The 21,100-nt window shown below is 63.7% G+C and carries 16 protein-coding genes; 3 read left to right on the forward strand and 13 right to left on the reverse strand.

All coding sequences use genetic code 11. From position 1 onward, the window contains the following. Positions 1 to 138: 138 nt before the first annotated feature. On the reverse strand, positions 139 to 1,359 hold the full coding sequence (locus RFM98_RS15540; RefSeq protein WP_320309685.1) for a lytic murein transglycosylase: 1,221 nt from the start codon (positions 1,357 to 1,359) through the stop codon (positions 139 to 141). Between the two features lie 241 nt (positions 1,360 to 1,600). On the opposite strand from RFM98_RS15540, the gene galU reads away from it, so the two are divergent. Next, on the forward strand, positions 1,601 to 2,506 hold the full coding sequence (gene galU / locus RFM98_RS15545; protein WP_320309686.1) for a UTP--glucose-1-phosphate uridylyltransferase GalU: 906 nt from the start codon (positions 1,601 to 1,603) through the stop codon (positions 2,504 to 2,506). A gap of 221 nt (positions 2,507 to 2,727) precedes the next feature. Here galU and RFM98_RS15550 read toward each other — a convergent pair whose 3' ends face one another. Then, positions 2,728 to 4,518 carry an outer membrane beta-barrel protein gene (locus tag RFM98_RS15550; protein ID WP_320309687.1) on the reverse strand — a complete coding sequence of 597 codons (1,791 nt, stop codon included), beginning with the start codon at positions 4,516 to 4,518 and terminating at the stop codon, positions 2,728 to 2,730. A gap of 159 nt (positions 4,519 to 4,677) precedes the next feature. Between RFM98_RS15550 and RFM98_RS15555 the strand changes: the two genes are divergently transcribed. Beyond that, positions 4,678 to 5,679 carry a KpsF/GutQ family sugar-phosphate isomerase gene (locus RFM98_RS15555; protein WP_320309688.1) on the forward strand — a complete coding sequence of 334 codons (1,002 nt, stop codon included), beginning with the start codon at positions 4,678 to 4,680 and terminating at the stop codon, positions 5,677 to 5,679. A gap of 208 nt (positions 5,680 to 5,887) precedes the next feature. Here the strand turns inward: RFM98_RS15555 and RFM98_RS15560 are convergent, their stop codons facing one another. The 11 genes from RFM98_RS15560 to RFM98_RS15610 all read right to left on the reverse strand — a co-directional run bounded on the left by RFM98_RS15560 (position 5,888) and on the right by RFM98_RS15610 (position 19,274). After that, positions 5,888 to 6,352, reverse strand: coding sequence for an NfeD family protein (locus RFM98_RS15560; protein ID WP_320309689.1), 465 nt, complete (start codon positions 6,350 to 6,352; stop codon positions 5,888 to 5,890). A 119-nt stretch (positions 6,353 to 6,471) separates the two neighbouring features. Then, complete coding sequence (locus tag RFM98_RS15565; RefSeq protein ID WP_320309690.1) at positions 6,472 to 7,422, reverse strand: SPFH domain-containing protein; 951 nt, start codon at positions 7,420 to 7,422, stop codon at positions 6,472 to 6,474. Between the two features lie 238 nt (positions 7,423 to 7,660). After that, positions 7,661 to 8,725, reverse strand: a complete 1,065-nt coding sequence (hemH, locus tag RFM98_RS15570; protein ID WP_320309691.1) for a ferrochelatase — start codon at positions 8,723 to 8,725, stop codon at positions 7,661 to 7,663. A gap of 144 nt (positions 8,726 to 8,869) precedes the next feature. Next, positions 8,870 to 10,969 carry a 5'-nucleotidase C-terminal domain-containing protein gene (locus RFM98_RS15575; RefSeq protein WP_320309692.1) on the reverse strand — a complete coding sequence of 700 codons (2,100 nt, stop codon included), beginning with the start codon at positions 10,967 to 10,969 and terminating at the stop codon, positions 8,870 to 8,872. A gap of 293 nt (positions 10,970 to 11,262) precedes the next feature. After that, entirely contained in the window at positions 11,263 to 11,634 is a 372-nt protein-coding gene (gene omp10, locus RFM98_RS15580) for an outer membrane lipoprotein Omp10 (protein ID WP_320309693.1), read from the reverse strand. Between the two features lie 86 nt (positions 11,635 to 11,720). Further along, the gene (locus tag RFM98_RS15585; RefSeq protein ID WP_320309694.1) at positions 11,721 to 13,166 is read right to left on the reverse strand and encodes a homospermidine synthase; all 1,446 of its coding nucleotides are present in this window, start codon (positions 13,164 to 13,166) and stop codon (positions 11,721 to 11,723) included. Positions 13,167 to 13,295: 129 nt separating this feature from the next. Continuing rightward, the gene (locus RFM98_RS15590; protein ID WP_320309695.1) at positions 13,296 to 14,225 is read right to left on the reverse strand and encodes a heme-dependent oxidative N-demethylase family protein; all 930 of its coding nucleotides are present in this window, start codon (positions 14,223 to 14,225) and stop codon (positions 13,296 to 13,298) included. Positions 14,226 to 14,264: 39 nt separating this feature from the next. After that, positions 14,265 to 14,927, reverse strand: coding sequence for an aminotransferase class IV family protein (locus RFM98_RS15595; protein ID WP_320309696.1), 663 nt, complete (start codon positions 14,925 to 14,927; stop codon positions 14,265 to 14,267). Continuing rightward, positions 14,876 to 16,021 carry an aminodeoxychorismate synthase component I gene (locus RFM98_RS15600; RefSeq protein WP_320309697.1) on the reverse strand — a complete coding sequence of 382 codons (1,146 nt, stop codon included), beginning with the start codon at positions 16,019 to 16,021 and terminating at the stop codon, positions 14,876 to 14,878. The genes RFM98_RS15595 and RFM98_RS15600 overlap by 52 nt, the downstream gene beginning before the upstream one ends. Positions 16,022 to 16,408: 387 nt before the next feature. Next, a complete protein-coding gene (locus RFM98_RS15605) occupies positions 16,409 to 17,080 on the reverse strand; it encodes a helix-hairpin-helix domain-containing protein (protein ID WP_320309698.1) in 672 nt (223 codons plus the stop codon). A gap of 355 nt (positions 17,081 to 17,435) precedes the next feature. Beyond that, positions 17,436 to 19,274: a M3 family oligoendopeptidase gene (locus tag RFM98_RS15610; protein ID WP_320309699.1), complete on the reverse strand. Its 1,839-nt coding sequence runs from the start codon at positions 19,272 to 19,274 to the stop codon at positions 17,436 to 17,438. Positions 19,275 to 19,432: 158 nt separating this feature from the next. On the opposite strand from RFM98_RS15610, the gene RFM98_RS15615 reads away from it, so the two are divergent. Further along, the gene (locus tag RFM98_RS15615) at positions 19,433 to 20,980 is read left to right on the forward strand and encodes a sigma-54-dependent transcriptional regulator (RefSeq protein ID WP_320309700.1); all 1,548 of its coding nucleotides are present in this window, start codon (positions 19,433 to 19,435) and stop codon (positions 20,978 to 20,980) included. The last annotated feature ends 120 nt before the right edge of the window (positions 20,981 to 21,100 follow it).

Here is a 21,100-nt window from a genome sequence, read left to right on the forward strand (position 1 = left end):
GCTACGCACTTTTCCTGGAATTGCTCTAAACCGCGTCGCGCTGAAACGGATTCAGGCGGCGCGCTTTAAGTCCTTGTTTTTATGCATGTCGTTGTCCCAGAACCGCGTACACTTCTGGGCGACATGCATTAGACGGCTCTACTTCTTGCGAAGCCATTTGAGCACTTCCATGCTCGGATAGCCATCCTGGGTCAAGCCGACCTTGGCCTGATAGGCCATGATGGCGGCTTTCGAGCCATCGCCGATCTTGCCGTCGAACTTGCCGTCATAATAGCCGTGGTCGGAAAGCCGCTTCTGCAACTCCTGCCGCTCTTCGAAGCTGAGCTTGGTGAAAGGCCGCTGCCAATCCTGCACCAGGCCGGTGCCGCCGGCGATCTCGTCGGCCAGGAGGCCGACGGCCAAAGCGTATTTGTCGGCGTTGTTGTAGGCCTTGATGACAGAGAAATTCCTGATCATCAGGAAGGCGGGGCCGCCCGTGCCGTCGGGCACCTTCAGCGTTGCCTTGTCGGTCAGGTTCCTGAACGGCTTGCCGCTGGCCCTGACGACGCCGAGCGTCTGCCATTGGGCGATCGTCTTTGCTCCGCCAGGCAGCTTGCCGGCCGGTATGGTGACCTCATAGCCCCAGGTCTTACCGGCCTGCCAGCCGTTCTTCTTGAGCAGGTTGGCGGAGGTCGCAAGCGCGTCGGGAATCGAATTCCAGATATCGCGCTTGCCGTTGCCGTCCATGTCGACCGCGTAGCGCTGATAGCTGGTCGGGATGAACTGGGTCTGGCCCATGGCGCCGGCCCAGGAACCCATCAGATGGCTCTCGTCGATGTCGCCGGTCTGCAGGATCTTCAACGCCGCGACCAGCTGGGTGCGGGCGTATTTCGAGCGCTTCGGATCGCCATAGGCAAGCGTCGCCAGCGAGCGGATGACGTTGCGCATGATGTCGTCGCGCTTGAGGATCTCGCCATAGTTCGATTCCATCGACCAGATCGCCAGAAGGATGTTGCGGTCGACGCCGAACCGCGCCTCGATGCGATCGAGCCACGGCTTCCATTTCCTCGCCATCGCCTGGCCGTTGGCCACCGACTGATCATGCACGCGGTTGTCGAAATAGTCCCAGGCGGGCGCGGTGAATTCCGGCTGGGTGCGGGCCTTTTCCAGCACGACCGGATCCGGCTCGATGCCTCTCATGGACTGATCGTAAACAGCGCCCGAAACGCCACCCGCAACCGCGGTGGCGCGGAAGCCCGCGACCCACTGGCGGAATCCGGCATCGGCGAAAGCGGGGCCGGCGGGCATCAGCAAGGCCAGCGTGAGGCCGGCGGCCGTCGCCAATGCCGTCAGGCGCCTTGCGGTGTTGCGAACGGACATCATTTCCTCCTTCGTCAAATCAGGAAGGATCATTCAACGCCGAACCGGGTTAGTATTTAGTTTACCATAGGCGCCGCCGGGAACGAAAAGAGGTGTGGCGGCTTTTAGCTCTCACGTTCAACTTGGCGGTTCGGTAGTCCAACATTCCGGCGTGAAAATGATTTCCGCGTGAAAATCTCCGGGGGGATTGCGGAGCGCGCCGGCGAGCGGATAATTGGCCAAAACGCAAGGGTGGCGCAGCATGAAGCGAGTTCGCAAGGCAGTTTTCCCGGTCGCAGGCCTCGGCACGAGGTTCCTCCCGGCCACGAAGGCCATCCCGAAGGAAATGCTCACCGTCGTCGACCGGCCGGTCATCCAATATGTGGTCGACGAGGCACGCGAAGCCGGCATCGAGCATTTCATCTTCGTGACCGGTCGCAACAAGGCGGTCATCGAGGACCATTTCGACGTCCAGTTCGAGCTCTATGACACGCTCGCCCAGCGCGGCAAGGACGACCAGCTTGCCCGCCTGCAGCGGCTGCAGCCGGCGCCGGGACAGACGAGCTTCACGCGCCAGCAGGTGCCGATGGGCCTCGGCCACGCGGTCTGGTGCGCCCGCGAGCTGGTGGGCGACGAGCCGTTCGCGCTGCTTTTGCCCGACATGATCATGCAGTCGGAGAAGAGCTGCATGAAGGACATGGTCGAGCTCTATGCCGAGACCGGCAACAACATCATCGCCGTGCAGGAATGCGACCCGGCCGAGGCGCATAAATACGGCATTGTCGGCCGCGGCGAGGACACCCATCACGGCTTCCGCATCACCGGGATGGTGGAGAAGCCGAAGCAGGGCACGGCGCCCTCCAACCTCTTCATCAACGGCCGCTACATCCTGCAGCCGGAAATCTTCGGCATCCTGGAAAGCCAGGAACGCGGCGCCGGCAACGAAATCCAGCTGACCGACGCTATGCTGAAGCTGGAGAAGAAGCAGCCCTTCTACGGCTATCACTACAAAGGGCGCACCTTCGACTGCGGCTCGCCGGAAGGTTTCGTCGAGGCCAATGTCGCCTTCGCGCTCTGGCGCAGCGACATGAACGCAAGCATGGCCGGCGTCATCCGCACGCTGCTGGATGAGGTGCGGCCGGTGGAGCGCCGAGGCGCGGCTTCTTAGTTTTGCTGGCCAAGGCCACCGGGCTTCGTCATCCTATGGCGTAGCAAGGAGCGAAGCGACGCGGCGCAGACCATAGGATCCATGCCGTCACCTGCGAGCATCGCAGCGGTGCAAAACCACCTCTGTTCTGCGCCGCTTTTACTATTCGGCCCAAGTCACGGCATGGATCCCCGGGTCTGCGCGTCCGCTTCGCTACCGCTACGCCCGAGGATGACGAAGCGTCAGCGCTGGACCTTCAGGCCGAGATAGACGCTGTTGGTCGTATAGTCGCGGCCAGGCAGGTTGCTGGTCAGCTTCTCCGTCCTGACGCGGGTGGTGACCCCGGCGTAGCGGTTCAGCCACCATGTCAGCCCGGCCTCGGCGCTGAGGATCATATCGTGGCCGTCGGAGCCGGTATAATCGCGCCAATCGAGGCCAAGCGCCGAGTTCGCCGTCAGATTGGCGCGGATCTGGCGCTCGCCGGTCAGACGGCCGGAGTAGAGGATATCGCCGCTCTCGTTGGCTGTCGTGGTTGTTTCGACGCTGGTCTTGCCGGTCAGGCCGATAATAGTGCCGCGCTCGGGCGACCATTTGAGGTCGGCGTCGATGCTCGGACCCGCCACCGCCCGAAGGCGGTTGTCGTCGATCGCCTCGCGCAGCCAGCCGACGGAAAATTCGCCGGACAGCTTCTCGCCCATGTCGAGCTCGAGGCCGGCGCGCGCGCCAAGCCTTGTCGAGGACCGCTCGAAGCCGTCGGTGTCGACGCGCAGGTCATAGATGCGCCGCCCGGCCTCGACCTCCGTGAAGGGTGTCAGCGCCGGCGAGATCTCGTAGCCGGTGCGCAAGGTCGCGGTGTAGAGCGTGGAATCGCGATCCTTCTGCGACACGGTGGTGCCGTTGGAGAGTTCGGCATCGCCGTAGAAATCATGCGAGACCGCACCGGTCAGCGCATAGCGCATCTTGCCGACACTCTTTTCGATGCCGAGGCTGCCGTCCACGGTCTGGCGCAGCGGCTGAGAGGTGACGCCGGCGATCGCATCCGGCGAGGAGGCCGATTCCGGAGCTGCCTCATAGCCGAGCTTGGCGATGGCGCGCAGCTCGTTGTCGAGATCGACATTGAGCTGGCCCTCGATGCGGCCCTGCGCATCGTTGATCTTTTCGCCCGAGACGGTGTTGCGGAACAGGCCATAGCCGGTGATCAAAGCCGAATTCTCGCGCCAGTCGGAGGTCGCCGTGAAACGCAGCGCCGTCTCGGACAGAACGGCCGATTTGCCGGTGCTGCTGGAATCGGCATTGGACGTCGCGGTGAAGCCCTGCTCCAGCGACGGCCGGAAGAGAAAAGTGCCGACCTTGACGCCCGGCGCGGCGAAAGGATCGTCCTCCGGCTTGACCTTCTGGCCTTCAATGGATGCGGTGCGCTCCTGGCCTGGGTCGAGCTTCTGCTTGTCGACGCTGTCGATGGTGACCGCGCGGCGGTTGCTGTTATCGTCATCGGTGGCGGTCGCGTCGGTCCGGTTGCCCGTGCCTGCGGTGGCAGCGGTGGTTGTGCTGTCCGTCGCCTCGCCGGTTTTCTTCTTGGCCTTTTTCTTGTCGGCTGTCTTGGTGCCAGCCTTGGCATCCTGGGCGCGCTGCTTCGCCGTCGAAGGCCGGCGCGGCTTTACCGGGGTCGCCGTGTCGGCCGGTGGATCGCCAGTAGCTTGCGGCTGGTCAAAGATGCTGTCGGTTGCACCCGCCGTCTGGTCGTCATCGGGAACGGCGCCCGGACTTGCAGGCTGGTACGTGGTCGATGCGGTGTCCTGGACGGCCGCGGCTGCGGGCGAGTTCTGATCCTGCGCCCCTTGCGCCCTCAACTGCCTGGCCTTGCGCTGCTGGTCGGCGAGTATGGCCGATTCGGAAACCTCGCCACGCAGCTCGGTTTCCTGGGAAAACGCCGGCGCCGGCCGCAGCAAGGCAAGCGCGCTTGCCGTCAGCAGCAGTGCTGCAACGGCAATGCCCCTTCGACCGATTTTCGCTTCAGGCTGGCCCCCGGACATCGTCACCACTGCTTGCGCGGCGCGGTTGCGCCATACTTACCGAACCGTAAATGCGGATGGTTAACGGAGGGTTGAGAGCGCTGCCTTGGAGCTCCCGCATCGGCAGACCGCGGCAATTCCGTTGGACAGGGGCGCGGCAAAGCGCTAATCGCTTGCGCCATGCATGCGGGGTCCCCAGAAAGAAAGCAGCCGGACAGGCAGGCTGCGATCGAATCGGCGCTGAGAACGGTGGCGACGGAGCAGGCCGGTGTGGCGGCGCTGGCCGCCGCGCTCGCAAACGGCTTGGCCGAGCCTTTCGCAGCCGCGATCGACCTGATCTCGCGGATCGAGGGCCGCGCCATCGTCACCGGCGTCGGCAAGAGCGGCCATATCGGTTCCAAGATCGCTGCGACGCTTGCCTCGACCGGCACGCCCGCCTTTTTCGTCCATCCGGCCGAGGCCAATCACGGCGATCTCGGCATGATCGCCAAGGACGACGCGATCATCGCCATGTCCTGGTCGGGCGAGAGCAAGGAATTGATGGGCATCGTCGCCTATTCCAGGCGCTTCTCCATCCCGTTGATCGCCATTACCTCGGGCGAGGGTTCGGCGCTGGCGCGGGCCGCCGACGTCGTGCTGCTATTACCGGCCGTGCCCGAGGCTTGTCCGCATGGGCTGGCGCCCACAACGTCGGCCTTGCTGCAGCTCGTCATGGGCGATGCGCTGGCGATTGCGCTGCTCGAGGCGCGGGGCTTCACGCCGGACCATTTCCGCACCTTCCATCCGGGCGGCCAGCTCGGCGCCAATCTGACCCAGTTGCATGAAATCATGCATGTCGGCGAACGGCTGCCGCTGGTGCCGTTGGGCACCGGCATGCGCGAGGCGATCCTGGAATTGTCGCGCAAGGGTTTTGGCTGCGTGGCGATCACCGGCGCCGACGGCGCGCTGGCCGGCATCATCACCGACGGCGACATCCGCCGGCACATCGCCAGCGACCTGCTTTCCATGAGTGTCGATCAGGTGATGACGAAGAAGCCGAAGACGGCAAGCCCGGACACGCTGGTGGCGACGGCGCTGCAGACGATCAACACATCCGCCATCACCAGTCTGATGGTCGTCGAGAGCGGACGCCCGGTTGGACTTGTACACCTGCACGACCTGCTGCGGATCGGCGCGGCATAGAATGCGCTGATATTCAGGTGAGGACGGCCTGCAAATGGCGGCTTCCTGCGCTTCCAGCCTTCGCCGACCGAAGCCCCCATAAGTGTCTCCGCCCTATGAAGGCTACGGCCGGCGTAGGCCGGTTCTCGGAAACTACGGAATTTGGTCGCTTCGCGCCCGTCTTCGACTCCGACTGACCTGAATCTCAACGCATTCCTGGACGCTGGAGTTAGACTGCTTCTACCGTCAGCTCCAGGTCGGTATCGGCGGCGCTGATGACGCGCACCTGCGTGCCCGCCGGCAAGTCCGGGCCGGAGACCCGCCACAGCGTGTCGCCGAGCTTGATGCGGCCGCGGCCGTTCTTGATCGGCTCGGCCAGCGTCGCCAGCTTGCCGACCATCTGCGCGCCGCGCCGGTTTAGCAGCGGCTGGTCGGCATCGCCGTGGCGGCCGGCCATCAGCTTCTTGCCGACGAAAGCCGAGACCAGCGACAGGACCAGGAAGACCAGCACCTGCACCTGCCAGCTCCAGAAAGCCGCGTCCCAGATCGCCAGCGACACGGCGCCGACGATGAGCGCGGCGATGCCGATCCACAGCATGAAGACGCCCGGCGCGACGATCTCCATCACCAGGAGCACAAAGCCCAGAACCATCCAGTTCCACGGGCCGAGTTCGGAAACGATACGGTCTATCATAATGCCCACCTATTGGAGCAATTCCAGGAAAGGTGTGAAGCGGCTTTCCGTCCGGAATTGCGTCAAAACAAAGGGAGAGCGGTTCGGCGTTTCCATGAAACGATGAACCGATCCAGACATCAGTTCTCGTTCGGGCGAACCACCGGCGGGCGGGCTGCCTGCCGCTGCGAGCCCGAAGAGCCATCGCCTTTGAAGACTTCCTTGGCAATTTCGCCGATACCGCCGAGCGTGCCGATCAGCGACGAGGCCTCCAGCGGCATCAGCACGATCTTGCTGTTCGTGGCCGAACCGATCTTGGTCAGCGCCTCGGTGTATTTCTGGGCGATGAAGTAGTTGAGCGCCTGGACGTCGCCCTTTGCTATGGCCTCCGACACGACCTGCGTCGCCTTGGCCTCGGCCTCCGCCGAGCGCTCGCGCGCCTCGGCGTCGCGGAAGGCTGCTTCCTTGCGGCCCTCGGCCTCGAGGATCTGCGACTGCTTGAGGCCTTCGGCGGCCAGGATCTGGGCGCGCTTGTTGCGTTCGGCGGTCATCTGCCGGCCCATCGATTCGATGAGGTTGGCTGGCGGGTTGATGTCCTTGATCTCGACGCGGGTGATCTTGATGCCCCACGGGTGGGCCGCCTCGTCGACGACGCGCAGCAGCCGCTCGTTGATGGCGTCGCGGTTCGACAGCAATTCGTCGAGGTCCATCGAGCCCATGACGGTACGGATGTTGGTCATCGTGAGGTTGAGAATGGCGTTCTGCAGCCCGGCGACCTGATAAGCAGCCTGCGCGGCATTGAGGATCTGGTAGAAGGCGATGCCGTCGACGCCGACAATGGCGTTGTCGCGGGTGATGATCTCCTGCGTCGGGACGTCGAGCACCTGCTCCATCATGTTCATCTTGGCGCCGATGCGCTCGAAGATCGGGTTGATGATGTTCAGGCCAGGGGTCAGGGTCTTGGTGTAACGGCCGAAGCGCTCCACCGTGTAATTATAACCTTGCGGCACCGTCTTGATGCCCTTGAAAAGCAGGATAATGACCAGGAAAACAAGGACAATGATGGCAATATCGAAACCGCTAAAGCCCATTTCGTTTCTCCCTCAAAGGTGGCGACCTCACGGAATCACTTAAGTGTGTTTCCGCAACGTTACAATCAGGTGATCGCCAATATTGGTTAGCGGCGGGTTTTGCGCACCGGTTTCAGGCTAAAGCGCGTCGCGCTGAAACGGATTCAGTCGACGCGCTTTAGGTCTTTGTCTTGATGCATGTCGTTGTCCCAGAACCGCTGCACACTTCTGGGTGACATGCATAAGTCGGTGAAGCCGGTCACACCCACCCGGCAAGCTCGCGTCGCACCAGCGCTTCGACCACCGCCATGCCCTCGGCGCTGTCGTTGAGACAAGGGATGTGGGCGAAGTTCTTGCCGCCGGCGTGATGGAAGGTCTCGGCTGCTTCGCGGCCGATCTCGTCCAGCGTCTCGATGCAGTCGACGGAAAAGCCGGGATTGACGACGGCGATCGATTTCACGCCGTCCTTCGCCAATTTCTCGACCGTGACATCGGTGTAGGGCTGCAGCCATTCCTGCGCGCCGAAGCGCGACTGGAAGGTGATGATGAGCTTGTTCTCGTCCCAGCCTAGCCTTGCCCGCAGCAGCCGCGTCGTTTCATGGCAGTGCGACCGATAGGGATCGCCCTTGTCGGAATAGGGTTTGGGGATGCCGTGGTAGGAGGTGATCACCACCTCCGGCACGAAGTCGAGCGTCGCGATGTGCCGCTCGATCGAACGGGCAAGCGCCTCGATATAGACCGGTTCGTCATAGTAGGGCGGCACACTGCGGACCGCCGGCGCGCGCCTGATCCTCATCAGCGCGCGGAACAATTGGTCGTTGGCCGTCGCCGTCGTCGTCGCCGAATATTGCGGATAGAGCGGAAAGGTGAGGATGCGGTCGCAGCCCCGCTCGACCAGTTTTTGAGCGACGTCTGCTGTCGAGGGATTGCCGTAGCGCATCGCCCAGTCGACCTCCACATCGGGCAGGTCGGTGAGCGCTGCGGCCAGTTTCTGACCTTGAGCGCGGGTGAAAGTGCGCAGCGGCGACTCGTTCATCTCGCGGTTCCAGATACGGGCGTAGTTGGCGCCGGATTTTTTCGGCCGGGTGGTCAGAACCAGTCCGTAGAGGATCGGGTACCAGATCGCTTTGTTGAGCTCGATGACGCGCGGGTCGGAGAGGAATTCGCGCAGGTAGCGCCACATCGGCTTGAACTCGGTGCCGTCAGGCGTGCCGAGATTGACCAGCATGATGCCGATCTTGCCCGGCCTGACGGGCGCGGCGTCGGCGGACAGCGGACCGACGGCCTTGGCGGCCTTGGCATCGGTGGGGCTGGCAAGCGTCATAGACAGTCTCCGGTAGCGCCGCCAAACTAGCGATGCCCTGCCGGTTTTCAATGCTGCGTCTGGCCGCACCTTATCGCGTTTGGGTCTGGAAATGGAACACCCGCCCGGTTTCCCGGGCGGGTGCCATCAATTTCGGATGGTCGATTATTTCGCGGCCGGCGGAATGGTCAGCGTCGCGCCGAGTGGCAGGCGACGGGGCTTATAATCCTTATTGGCTTCGGAGATGAGCTTCCACTTGGTGGCGTCGCCGTAGGCTTGCTTGGCCAGGTCCCAATAGGTATCGCCTGCGGCAACCGTATGGCTGGTCTCGGCGGATTGGGCTTCCGCCGGCGTTGCTTGCGCCGGCTTGGCCGGTTCGGCGGCGGGAGCAGGCGTTGCCGGGGTGGTCTCGGCGGGCTTTGCCGGTTCCGCGGCCGGCGCCGCGGGCGCAGTCTCAGCCGGAACGGCTGGCGGCGCGCCGGCAATGTCGCTGGAACCGGAAGGCAAGGCCGGCATCGCAGGTTCGCTGTTCGCCGGAGCGGTCTCGGCCGGCTTCGCTGCCTCGGCTGCCGGCGTCTGGGTTGTGGCGGCGGGAGCCGTCTCGGCCGGCTTTGCCGGTTCCGCAGGCTTGGCGGGTTGCGCCGCCGCCGTCGTTGCCACAATTTCGGTGATGCGGCCGTCGAGCTTCGGCGTGTAGGGCCGATGGGCGCCGAGATACTCGGCCACCACCTGCTCCAGGCCGGGGCCGTAATCATAGGCGTCCGTGGCCTTGTCGGCGAAGACCTTGTAGCCATCGCCGCCCTGGCGGACATAGTTGTTGGTGGCGACGAGGTACTGCTTGTCGGGATTGATCGGCGTCCAGGCGCCGTTCTCCATCACCTCGACCGATTTGACGCGGCCGGCATTGGGCGCGACCGACTTGTCGAAGGAATATTTGAGGCCGGCAACCTGCGGGAAGCGGCCGGCGCCGTCCTCGATCTGGCTGAGGCCGCTTTCGAGGCCCGCGACCAGGTCCTTGCCCGAGATCTTGAAGGTCGCCAGCGTATTCTGGAACGGCAGCACGGTCAGCACCTCGCCCATGGTCACCGTGCCCTGGTCGATCGAAGCGCGCAGGCCGCCGCCGTTCGAGATGACGATCTCGATGCCCTGGCCCTTGGTGCGGTCGAGGATTGCGTCGGAAACGAGATTGCCCATCTCGCATTCGCGCGTGCGGCAGTTCTCGCGGCTGCCGTCGATCGGCTTGGTGGTCTCGGCCACCTCCTTGTTCTTCAGCGCCTCGATCGGCGCGCCGAGCTCCTTGATGCGGGCCAGCACGGCGGGATCGGGCATGATCGACTTGTCGAGATTGATCGGGGCGCCGCTGGCTTCCTTGACGACGCCATTGTCGTCGAACACAACCTTGAACTCGCCGAGATATTTCGAATAGGACGCGGCCTGCACCACCGGCACCTTGGAACCGTCGGGGTTGTCGACCATGGTCGGATACGGTCCCTCGGCTTTCGGATCGGTGTTCGACAGAAGCGTGTGGCTGTGGCCGCCGACCACCACGTCGATGCCCGGGATTTTCGCAATGACGTCGCGCTCGCGCCTGTAGCCGATATGGGTGACGGCGATGATCTTGTTGATGCCTTCTCCGTTCAGCTTTTCGACCTCCGCCGTGATCGACTTGACGTCGTCCGCGATGGCGATGTTCGGGCCGGGCGAGGCGAGTTCCGGCGTGTCGTTGGTGACGGCGCCGATGATACCGATCTTCTGGCCACCGACCTCGACGACGATCGACGGCTTGATCTTGCCCGCCGCGCCGGACTTGTCGTTGGGCTCGACATTGGCGCTGACGACCGGGAACTTCGCCTTGTCGAGGAAAGGCACCAGTGCGGTCTCGCCGTCGTCGAATTCGTGGTTGCCGAGCGTTACCGCGTCAGGCTTGATCTGGTTGAGGAATTCCTCTTCCACGGCGCCCTTGTAGGTGGTGTAGAACAGCGATCCCTGAAAGCTGTCGCCGGCATTGAGCAGCAGCACGTTCTGCCCCTCGAGCTTCTTGCGCTCCTGCGCGATCGCGGTGATCAGCCGGCCGGCGCCGCCGATGCATTCGCCCTTGGTCTCTTCTTCGGCGGAGCAGGTCGACTCGTATTTGTTGTTGCCTTCGATGCGGCTGTGCCAATCGTTGAAATGCAGGATGTTCAGCGTGTAGTCGGCAAAAGATACGCCCGCCGACAGGCCAAGCGTGGAGGCGGACAGGGCTAGGATGGCGGCAATCTTCTTCATCTTCGTCTCCCGGATGAGCTGACTTCCAAGGTGCTTGAAGCGCGTCGCGCTGAAGCGGATTCGGCCGACGTGCTTTAAGGCTTTCTTTTCGTGCATGTCGTTCTCCCAAAACCGCGGCGCACTTTTGGGCGACGTGCATCAATGCCCTCGCTTAACTGGAAAATAACAGTCAGCCTCGGGTCATGTTCACATCGGGTTCGGGCCGATGCAAGCACAAATCAGGGAGATATTTGCCGGCATAAAAAAGGACGGCGGCTTGCGCCGCCGTCCTATCAGTTCAAGATTTGCAGGCCTTAAGCGCGGCGCGTCAGCACGAAATTCTGGCCGCTGGCGCTGGTGCAGTTGAGCTGGCTGGTGGAAACCATCAGGCAGTTGAAGCTGACCGGCGTCTGGCGGATCAGCGAGGTGCCGTGGATCTCGACCGATGTCGCTCCGGTCATGGTGTAGCTGCCTTCCGACAGCTTCTGCCCGGTATCGGTGGCGACGGTGGTGAAGCTGCCGGCCGCGAAAGTCGACAGGCCGGTGCCCTTGGCATCGATCCAGTTGCCCTCGACACCCTTGGGCGTCATCGATGGCTGGTCGGAAGGGCCGGTGGTGGTGCAAGCGGCCGCAGCCAGAAGGCTCGCTGCGGCGCCTGCCGAAAGCAGTTTGCGCGCAATGTTCATTTTGAAAATCCTCTCCTCAGTCCGCTCATCCTCAATCGCCCGATTTCCGGGCGATTGCAAGGCGGTGAGGGCTGTCACGCTGGCCGCTATCGCACCAGAATGTTGCGGAACTGCCACGGGTCGTCCTTGTCGAGATCCTCCGGAAAGAGGCCAGGGCGGTTATCCAGCGGCGTCCAGTCGGTGTAGTAGCCCCTGACCGGCCCGAGATAAGGCATTTGCACCTCGAGGCAACGGCGGTAGTCCATCTCGTCGGTTTCCACGATGCCGGCCGTCGGATTCTCCAGCGCCCAGACCATTCCGGCGAGCACCGCGGAGGTGACCTGCAGGCCGGTGGCGTTCTGGTAGGGGGCGAGCTTGCGCGCCTCGGCCAGCGACAGCTGCGAGCCGTACCAATAGGCGTTCTTGTCGTGGCCGTAGAGCAGCACGCCAAGCTCGTCGACGCCATCGACCAGCTCGTGCTCATCGAGCACGTGGTGAACCGGCTGCGGCTTGCCGGCGGCGCCGAACATCTCGTCCAGCGACAGCAGGGCGTCGTTGCAGGGATGATAGGCGTAGTGGCAGGTCGGACGGTATTGAAGCTTGCCCTTCTTCGAGCGCATGGTGAAGAAGTCGGCGATCGAGATCGCCTCGTTATGCGTCACCAGCAGGCCGTATTGCGCGCCCGGCGTCGGGCACCAGCTGCGCACGCGCGTGTTGGCGCCGGGCTGCTCCAGATAGATCGCCGCCTTGGAGCCGTGCTTGTGTTTCTTGCCGTTCTTCGGCATCCAGTTTTCATGCGTGCCCCAGCCGAGCTCGGCCGGCTGCAAGCCTTCCGAGATGAAGCCCTCGACCGACCAGGTGTTCCAGAACACGTCCATCGGCTTCGGCTTCTTGGTGCGCTGGGTGTCTCGCTCGGCGATATGGATGCCCTTGACGCCGGTCTTCTTCATCAACTTGGCCCAGGCCTCGCGATCTTCCTGCGCGGGTTCCGAAAACTCGAGACCAAGATCGGTGGCGAGGTTGACCAGCGCCTTTTTGACGAACCACGAGACCATGCCGGGATTGGCGCCGCAGGTGGAGACCGCCGTGGGGCCGCCCGGCTTGTCGTGCTTTTCCTTGATCATCGCCTCGCGCAGCGCGTAGTTGGTGCGGCTGGCATTGTCGGCCTCGGCATCGAAATAGAAGCCGAGCCACGGCTCGACGACGGTGTCGATGTAGAGCACGCCGAGCTTGCGGCACAATTTCATCAGGTCCACCGAGCCGGTGTCGACCGACAGGTTGACGCAAAAGCCCTGGCCGCCGCCATTGGTCAGAAGCGGCGTAAGCAGCTTCTTGTAATTCTTCTCGGTCACCGCATCCTGCATGAAGGCGATGCCACGCTCGTCGAGCAGCTTGCGGTCGGTGTCGCGCGGGTCGACGACCGTCATGCGCGACTTGTCGAACTTGAAATGGCGCTCGATCAGCGGCAGCGTTCCCCGCCCGATCGAGCCGAAGCCGATCATCACGACAGGACCGGTGATTTCACCGTAAACGGGCCAGTTTTCATTCGCCATTTTTTCGCACACTCCTTCAAACACGCAAAATCGGGCGGTTTTCGCCCGACGGCCAAGCGCTACACCACAGATCATTGTCATAAACCAGCGAAAAGCGCCAACCGCGGTCAAGCCGGTTTGGTGGCGTGGTTAAGCCGATCCGGCCATGCGATCGAGGAATGCAACCAGCCGGTCGCGGTCGGCGGTCAGGCCTTTGTAGTCGAGTTGTTGCTGGTCGAGGGCGGTGAGCTGCTCGGCGAACGAGGCCGCCAGCGTCGCCCGATCAGGATGGCGGATGAGCACCTTGAGCGGATCGAGGTGGATGCGGATGGTGAACAGGATGTCGCGCGAGGCGGGAAGCTTGCGCAGCGTCTGGCGTTCGACGCGGATGAAGGCGTGGGCGTCGACGTCGCCGTCGGGGAAGCGGCTCGGGCGGCTCGTGGCGCGGTCGATGCGCTCGATGTTGGACAGTGGATGATAGAGCGTGTCGTCGGCCTGGATCGACCAGTTGAAACGCTCGACCGCCTGGCCCTGCAGGCCGTCGAACATGCGATTGATGAGCTCGGCCGGGCGCGTGCCGGGTCCGAAGCCGGGCACCGGTTCGTGGATCTCCTGCAGCGGCTTGCCGAATTTTTCCTGAAGCGACCAGGATGAAGGGAAACAGAGCGAGCCGGCGGCGAGCCGCCAGCCGCGCTCGTCGCGACGCATCAGGATCAGGTCTTCCTGGACGAGCAGCGAAGCCTTTGCGAGCGGCGCCTCGCGTAAGCCAGGAGGCAGCCTGTCGATGGCGCCCTCGAAGCCGACCGGCTCGGCGTCGGTGCGGCGATGCGTGCGGGGATGCGCGGCTTCGAGATCCGCGACGAGCAGGTCCAGCACTTCGCGTTGGGCGACGCGGGTGCCGTCTTCCTCGACAAAGACCTTTTGCGGGATCTGCGTGTAAAGCCGTTGCTTTTCGGCCAGATGCGGCAGGAGGAATTCATCGACCTCGATCCAGCGATCGAATTCGAGCGGCTTCAGCCCGATAGTGAAGAGTTTTGACGACCCGTCATAGGGCGTATGGGTCGGCTGACGAGCGTTCATATCTGCTTGCGTTCTATCCAGTTGCTCTCTCCAGTCCGATCACCCAAGCCGCGCCGGGATCAGCCCGCGCAGCGAGTTGCCGACGAAGATCGCCTTCGCCGCTTTCAGATCGTCGAAGCTGTAGATCGCTTCCACGGCGCGGCCTTCGTCCAGAAGCGCGCCGCGCAATATTCCAGGCAGCAGGCCGCAGTCGAGGCGAGGCGTGATCAGCGGGCCGTCGCCGAAATCGGCAAAGAGATTGGTGATCGTGCCCTCGCAGAGCTCGCCGCGCTCGTTGGCCAAAAGCACTTCGTCGGCGCGGGTGGCGAGATATTCAGCGCGCGCATGCTGGTAGGTCTCGCGGCGGCTTGTCTTGTGGCGCAGCAGCATGTTGCCGGAATCGAGACGGATCCGCGCCAGCTGCAGCCGCCAGACCTTGTCGGCGGGCAGCGGTTCGTAAGGCTGCACGGCAGCCGTCGCTTCGCCACTGCGTTGCAAAGCGAGGCGCGCGCGCAAGGCAATCCCGTGCCCGCCGACGGCGCCGGAAAGCACCTCGCCGACCCGCTCGGGATCGCAGGCAAAGCCCAGGTCGGCGGCAGACGCATAAAGCCTGGCGAGATGGCGCTCGAAGCGCAGGAAGCCTGAGGCGGGCTCCCAGCGCATGGTCTCGATCAGCTCGAAGCCGGCGCCGTTCCCGTCGCGAAGCGCGCTTTCAACAGACACTCCTTGTACTCCTCCCCGGCGGTGGAATCGAAGACGACGCCGCCGCCGACATTGTAGACGGCCTCGCCGTCGGCAAAGAGCGAGATGGTGCGGATCGCCACGGAAAAACGCATCCTGCCGCCAGGCGCGATCCAGCCGATGGCGCCGCAATAAACGTCACGCGGTGCGTCTTCCAGCTCGTTCAGGATTTCCATGGCGCGGATTTTTGGCGCGCCGGTGATCGAGCCGCAGGGAAAGAGCGCGGCGAAAATCCGGCGGATGCCGATGTCAGGCAACAGCTTCGCCCGCACGCGGCTCACCATCTGGTGCACCGTCGGATAGGTCTCGATGCGGAACAGTTCCGGCACGTCCAGCGTGCCGACTTCGCTGATCAGCGAGATGTCGTTGCGCAACAGGTCGACGATCATCCGGTTCTCGGCCTGGTTCTTCTCGTCGTTGCGCAGGAAGGCTTTCAGCTTCGCATCTTCGGCCTTGGTCGCGCCGCGTGGCGCGGTGCCCTTCATCGGATGCGTCTCGATCATGCCGTCGGCATCGATCTCGAAGAACAATTCGGGCGAGCGCGACAAGACGATCGGGTCGCCGAGCGAGACCAGCGCGCCGTATTTCACCGGCTGGCGTTCGGTCAGCGCGTCGAAGGCGGCGAGCGGATCGCCGGACCATTGCGCGCGGACCGGGAAGGTGAGGTTGCCCTGGTAGCAATCGCCCTTGCGGATGTGGTTGTGAAGGCGCGCAAAGCGGCCGGCATAGTCCTCGGCGGACCATGTTGCCCTGGCATCGAAGATCGGTCCATTGCTGGCGAACGCATGCATTTGCGGCACCGCTTGTTCGACCGGCGCATCAAAGACGCCGAGGCAGATCAGCGGCGCGCGGCGGCCTTCGGGCAGCAGCGGCACCAGTTTCGGCTCGAGCAGGTAACCGGCCTCGTAGGAGAAATAGCCGGCCAGCCATTTGCCGGAGTCCGAGGCGGCCTGTGCTGTCTCAAGCGCTGGCACGAATTCGTCCGCGTCGCGCGCGACAATGACCTCCTGCGGCCGGTCGAAGACCAGCTGACGAGCGGTCGCGTCGTTGCGGAAAATGGCTGCGGGCAGGGACATGAGCCTCGGATGCGGACAACTAAGTCGACCGCTCTATATGGGGGTTCGCCGAGGCGCAATCGAGGGAGCGGCGTCGGGCGGCGCAAAGCCGTCCAGTTGGCGCGGAAGCTTCGGTAGCTGATTTTGCAGCGATTGGCGGAAACGCTCGAACGTCGTCATCCACGGGCGGAGCGGAAGCGAGGCGGACGCGTAGACCCGAGGATCCTATGACCTCGCGCGAAGGGTAAGGGCGGTGCAGAAAGAAGGCCTTTCTGCGCCGCCGCAACGCTTGTAGGGAACGGAATGGATCTTATGGTCTGCGTCGCTTCGCTCCTCGCTACGCCATAAGATGACGAAATGGCCGGCGTTTCTGGCCAACCTCCGGCGTTGGCGACGCTGGCGAGATGCTCAGGTGTTGCCTGCGGTTCCCGCGGTCGGGAAGCGGCGGGCGAATTCCGCCTCGTTGCCCGAAGCGAGCAATTTCGCCTGCTCGATCCAGTTTTCGCGCGCGATACGGCCGTCGAAGTTGAGCACCTCTTCGATGCGCTTGACGTCGGCGGCGGTCCAGGCGGCGATCTGGGCGTAGGTGGTGACGCCCAGGCCTTTGAGCAGCCTCTCGTTGACCGGGCCGATGCCGATGAGACGACGCAGATTGTCGGCCTTGCCGGATGCTGCCGGCGGCGCCGCTGCTTTCTTTGCCGCAGGCGCTGCCGCCTTCTTCGGCGGGGCGGCTTTGGCCGCCGGCTTCTTTGCGGCGGCCGACTTCGCCGGAGCGGCCTTTGCCGCGGCTGCCGGGGTCGACATCAGCGCCGCCGGCGCCGGCGTGGCGGCCTTGTCGGCGCCCGCCTTGGCGGCCGGCGCATCACGCAGCCGGCTTTCGAGATCGGCGCGGGCGCGGCCGCAGGCATCGAGCTCGCCCTTCAACCGATCGCTATCGGCGCGCAGCCTGTCGCGCTCGCTTCGCGTGCGATCGAGGTCGCCACGCAGACCGTCGAGCTCGCCGCGCAGGCGGCCCCAGATGAACCAGCCAACCAGGATACCCACAACGAACGCCAGGAGCATGTAGAAGAAAGTGCTCATTTCCCTCTCCAGTCCGATCTGTCGGCCGAGGCCCGGAAAGGCGAGCTCACGCCAAGGATCGTCAAAGGTTGCGTGGTCGGCGGAACCGCCGGCACCTATCGAGCCATCGGCGTTCGGCCTTGTCCGGGCCGACGGCCATCATCGCATTCGCCGTAGCGCCGCGACCGGCCATCTCTGGCCTGCACGATGCGTCCGGCTGGGCTTGAGGCCGGACGCTATCATATGGCTTGTCGAAAGCCAGTTGAAAAAGGCGCCGGAGAGTTATTCAAGAACAGCTATTTAGGGCAAGAATAGTTCCTTGCTGATATACATCCCGGCTAAACTATTGCAGCCGATGCTCGCTCCGTAGTTGCTGTCATTTGTCGAGCGCCTCCAACTCGTCGATCAACGAGCCGATCACGCCAAGGCCTATCTGCCAGAAAGCGGGATCGGTGGCGTCGAGGCCGAAGGGCGCCAGGAGTTCGGAGTGATGTTTCGTGCCGCCGGCGCGCAGCATTTCGAAATACTTCTCCTGAAACCCGCGCTCGGCATTCTGGTAGACGGCGTAGAGCGAGTTCACCAGGCAATCGCCGAAGGCATAGGCATAGACGTAGAAGGGCGAGTGGATGAAGTGCGGGATGTAGGTCCAGAAGACCTCGTAACCCTCGCGCAGCTTGATCGCCGGCCCCAGGCTCTCGGCCTGCACCTCCAGCCAGAATTCGCCGAGCCTGTCCGAGGTCAACTCGCCATTCTTGCGCTCGGCATGTACCTTGCGCTCGAACTCGTAGAAGGCGATCTGGCGCACGACCGTGTTGATCATGTCCTCGACCTTCTGGGCGAGCATGGCCTTGCGCTCGCGTTTGTCGATGGTCTGCTCGAGCAGCGAGCGGAAGGTCAGCATCTCGCCAAAGACGGAGGCCGTTTCGGCCAGCGTCAGCGGTGTCGAGGCCATCAACGCGCCCTGGCCGGCGGCCAGCACCTGGTGCACGCCATGGCCGAGCTCATGCGCCAGCGTCATCACATCGCGCGGCTTGCCCATATAGTTGAGCAGCACGTAAGGATGCGCCGACGGCACCGTCGGATGGGCGAAGGCGCCGGGCGACTTGCCCGGCCGCACCGGCGCGTCGATCCATCTGCGATCGAAAAAGCCGCGCGCGATTTCGGCCATGTCCGGTGAGAAGCGCTGGTACGCGGAGAGCACCGTGTCCCTGGCGTCGTCCCAGCGGATCACCGCCCGCGGCGTCTCCGGCAGCGGCGCGTTGCGATCCCAGTGGTTCATCACCTCCATGCCGAGCCAGCGCGCTTTCATCGCGTAATAGCGATGCGAAAGCCGCGGATAGGCCTCGCGCACGGCCGCCGCCAGCGCGTCGACCACATCGCGCTCGACGCGGTTGGCGAGGTGGCGCGAGTCGGCAATGTCCTGGAAGCCGCGCCAGCGGTCGGAGATTTCCTTGTCCTTGGCGAGCGTGTTGGTGATGAGTGTAAAGGTGCGCAGGTTCTTGCGGAAGGTCGCGGCGAGCGCCTCGGAGGCACGGCGGCGCACCTCGCTATCGGCGTCCTGCAGGCGGTTGAGCGCCGGCTCCAGCGTCAGCTCCTCGCCGTCGACGTCGAAGCGCAGATCGGTCATCGTCTCGTCGAACAGACGGTTCCAGGCGCCGCGCCCGGTGACCGACTTTTCGTGGAACAACTGCTCGACGCGGTCCTCGAGCTGGTAGGGTTTGTCCTTCCTGAGATCGAGCACCCAGGGCCGGTAGTGGCCGAAGGCCTTGTCGGCGGCAAGCGCGCTCTCGATCGCCGCATCATCGATCAGGTTGAGCTCGAGCGCGAAGAACAGGAGATGCGCGCTGGCATCCGTCATCTTTTCCTGGACGTCGCCATAGAGCTTGGCGCGCTGCGGATCGGCGGTGTTGCCGGCGTAGACGAGGCCCGCATAGGAGACGATGCGGCCGATCAATTCCTCAAGTGCCTCATAGGCTTTCAGCGCCTCGCCGAGCCGGCCGGCGCCGCCGCGTCCGGCTTCCGCGGCAAGGGTGCCTTTCCAGCGGGTTTCGAAGGCGATGGCATCGCTCGCCGCCTTGGCGATGTCGCGCTTCAGCTCGGGCGCTTCCATGCCGGAATAGAGATCGGCGAGATTCCACTCCGGCAGATCGCCAAGCTCCGCCGCGCCCTGTCCGGACGCTGGCGCCGCAAGCCGCCGACCAAACATCATGCGCATCAACAATACCTTCTTTGAACCAAGGGGGCAGAATCCAAGGGAAAGGAGAAGCCGGTCAAATCCTAAGGAATTCGTTCACCGGGTTTTTTGAAACCTTATTTAGAACCCTGTGCCAAGATGATCCATGGGGATTTCTAAGGCGGGCAGCCAGCACAGTCATGACAGGTTCCATACTCATAGTCGATGACGATCCGGTCCAGCGCAGGCTGGTTGAAGCCGCGTTGACCAAGTTCGGCCACACCGCGATCGTCACGGATAGCGGCGATGCCGGTCTCGACGTCCTCGACGGGCCGAACGCGCGCGAGGTGTCCGTCGTCATTCTCGACCTTGTCATGCCCGGCCTCGACGGCATCGGCGTGCTGAAGGCGATGCGCGAGCGCGCCATCAACATCCCCGTCATCGTGCAGACGGCTCAGGGCGGCATCGAGACGGTCGTTTCGGCGATGCGGCACGGCGCCTTCGACTTTGTCGTCAAGCCGGCATCACCCGACAGGCTGCAGACCGCGATCTCCAACGCGCTCAAGGTCGAGGCCGTCGAGGACGAGATGAAGCGCGCATCGCGGCGGCGCGGCGGCGGCCATCTCACCTTCAAGGACATGATCACGCGCAGCCCGGCAATGGACCGGGTGATACGCCTCGGGCAGAAAGCGGCGGCCTCCAACATCCCGATCCTGATCGAGGGCGAATCCGGCGTCGGCAAGGAATTGGTGGCGCGCGCCATCCAGGGCAGCGGCGATCGCCGCTCAAAGCCGTTCGTCACCGTCAATTGCGGCGCCATCCCGGACAATCTGGTCGAATCGATCCTGTTCGGCCATGAGAAGGGTTCGTTCACCGGCGCCACCGACAAGCACACCGGCAAATTCGTCGAGGCGAATTCCGGCACGCTGTTCCTCGATGAGATCGGCGATTTGCCGCTCGACGTCCAGGTCAAGCTGCTGCGCGCCGTGCAGGAAGGCGAGGTCGATCCGGTCGGCGGCCGCTCCACCGTCAAGGTCGATATCCGGCTGATCTCGGCCACGCACCGGAACCTGTTGCAGCAGGTCAAGGACGGCAAGTTCCGCGAGGACCTGTTCTACCGGCTGAACGTCTACCCGATCTTCGTGCCGCCGCTGCGCGACCGTCGCGACGACATTCCCTACTTGGTCCGGCATTTCATGGAAAAGGTCGCTCCGACCGATCCGCGCCGGCGCCTTGCCGGCATATCGGCGCCGGCGCTTGCCATGCTGCAGGCCTATGACTGGCCGGGCAACATCCGCCAGTTGGAGAATGCGGTCTTCAGGGCGTCGGTGCTTGCCGAGGGCGATGTTCTCACCGAGGAAGAGTTCCCGCAGATCCGGGCGCAGGTGGAAGGAACTGTCAATCTCGAAGCGGAACCGGCATCCGCGACGGCCGAAACGACCGCGCAAACGTCTGCGCAGGCGGACGAGACGATCGCCGACACAACTGGGTTCGCCTTGTCCGACAGCGAGGCGCCAGCCAGGCTGCAGCCGCGTTTAGGCACGCTTCGGGCGCTCGACGAGCGCGGCAATGTGCGGGCGCTGGCCGAAGTGGAGCTCGAGATGATCAAGCTCGCGATCGATCATTATAACGGCCAGATGAGCGAGGTTGCCCGCCGGTTGGGCATCGGCCGCTCGACACTCTACCGCAAGTTGAAGGAATATGGCATTGATCCTGAAGCTGGCCGCGTCGACCGGCTTGCCTCGTGACAAGCAAGCCTCGAATCAGCTTGCCCGCCTAAAATCCGAGTCAAATTGTCGCTTTTGACGTGAAAACCCTGGGTTTTCAGCGGTTGGCGTTGCCGAGGATCACGCATTAACGCTAACGGT

Origin of the sequence: Mesorhizobium australafricanum (genome assembly GCF_033977265.1) — a bacterium.
Lineage (GTDB): Bacteria > Pseudomonadota > Alphaproteobacteria > Rhizobiales > Rhizobiaceae > Mesorhizobium > Mesorhizobium australafricanum.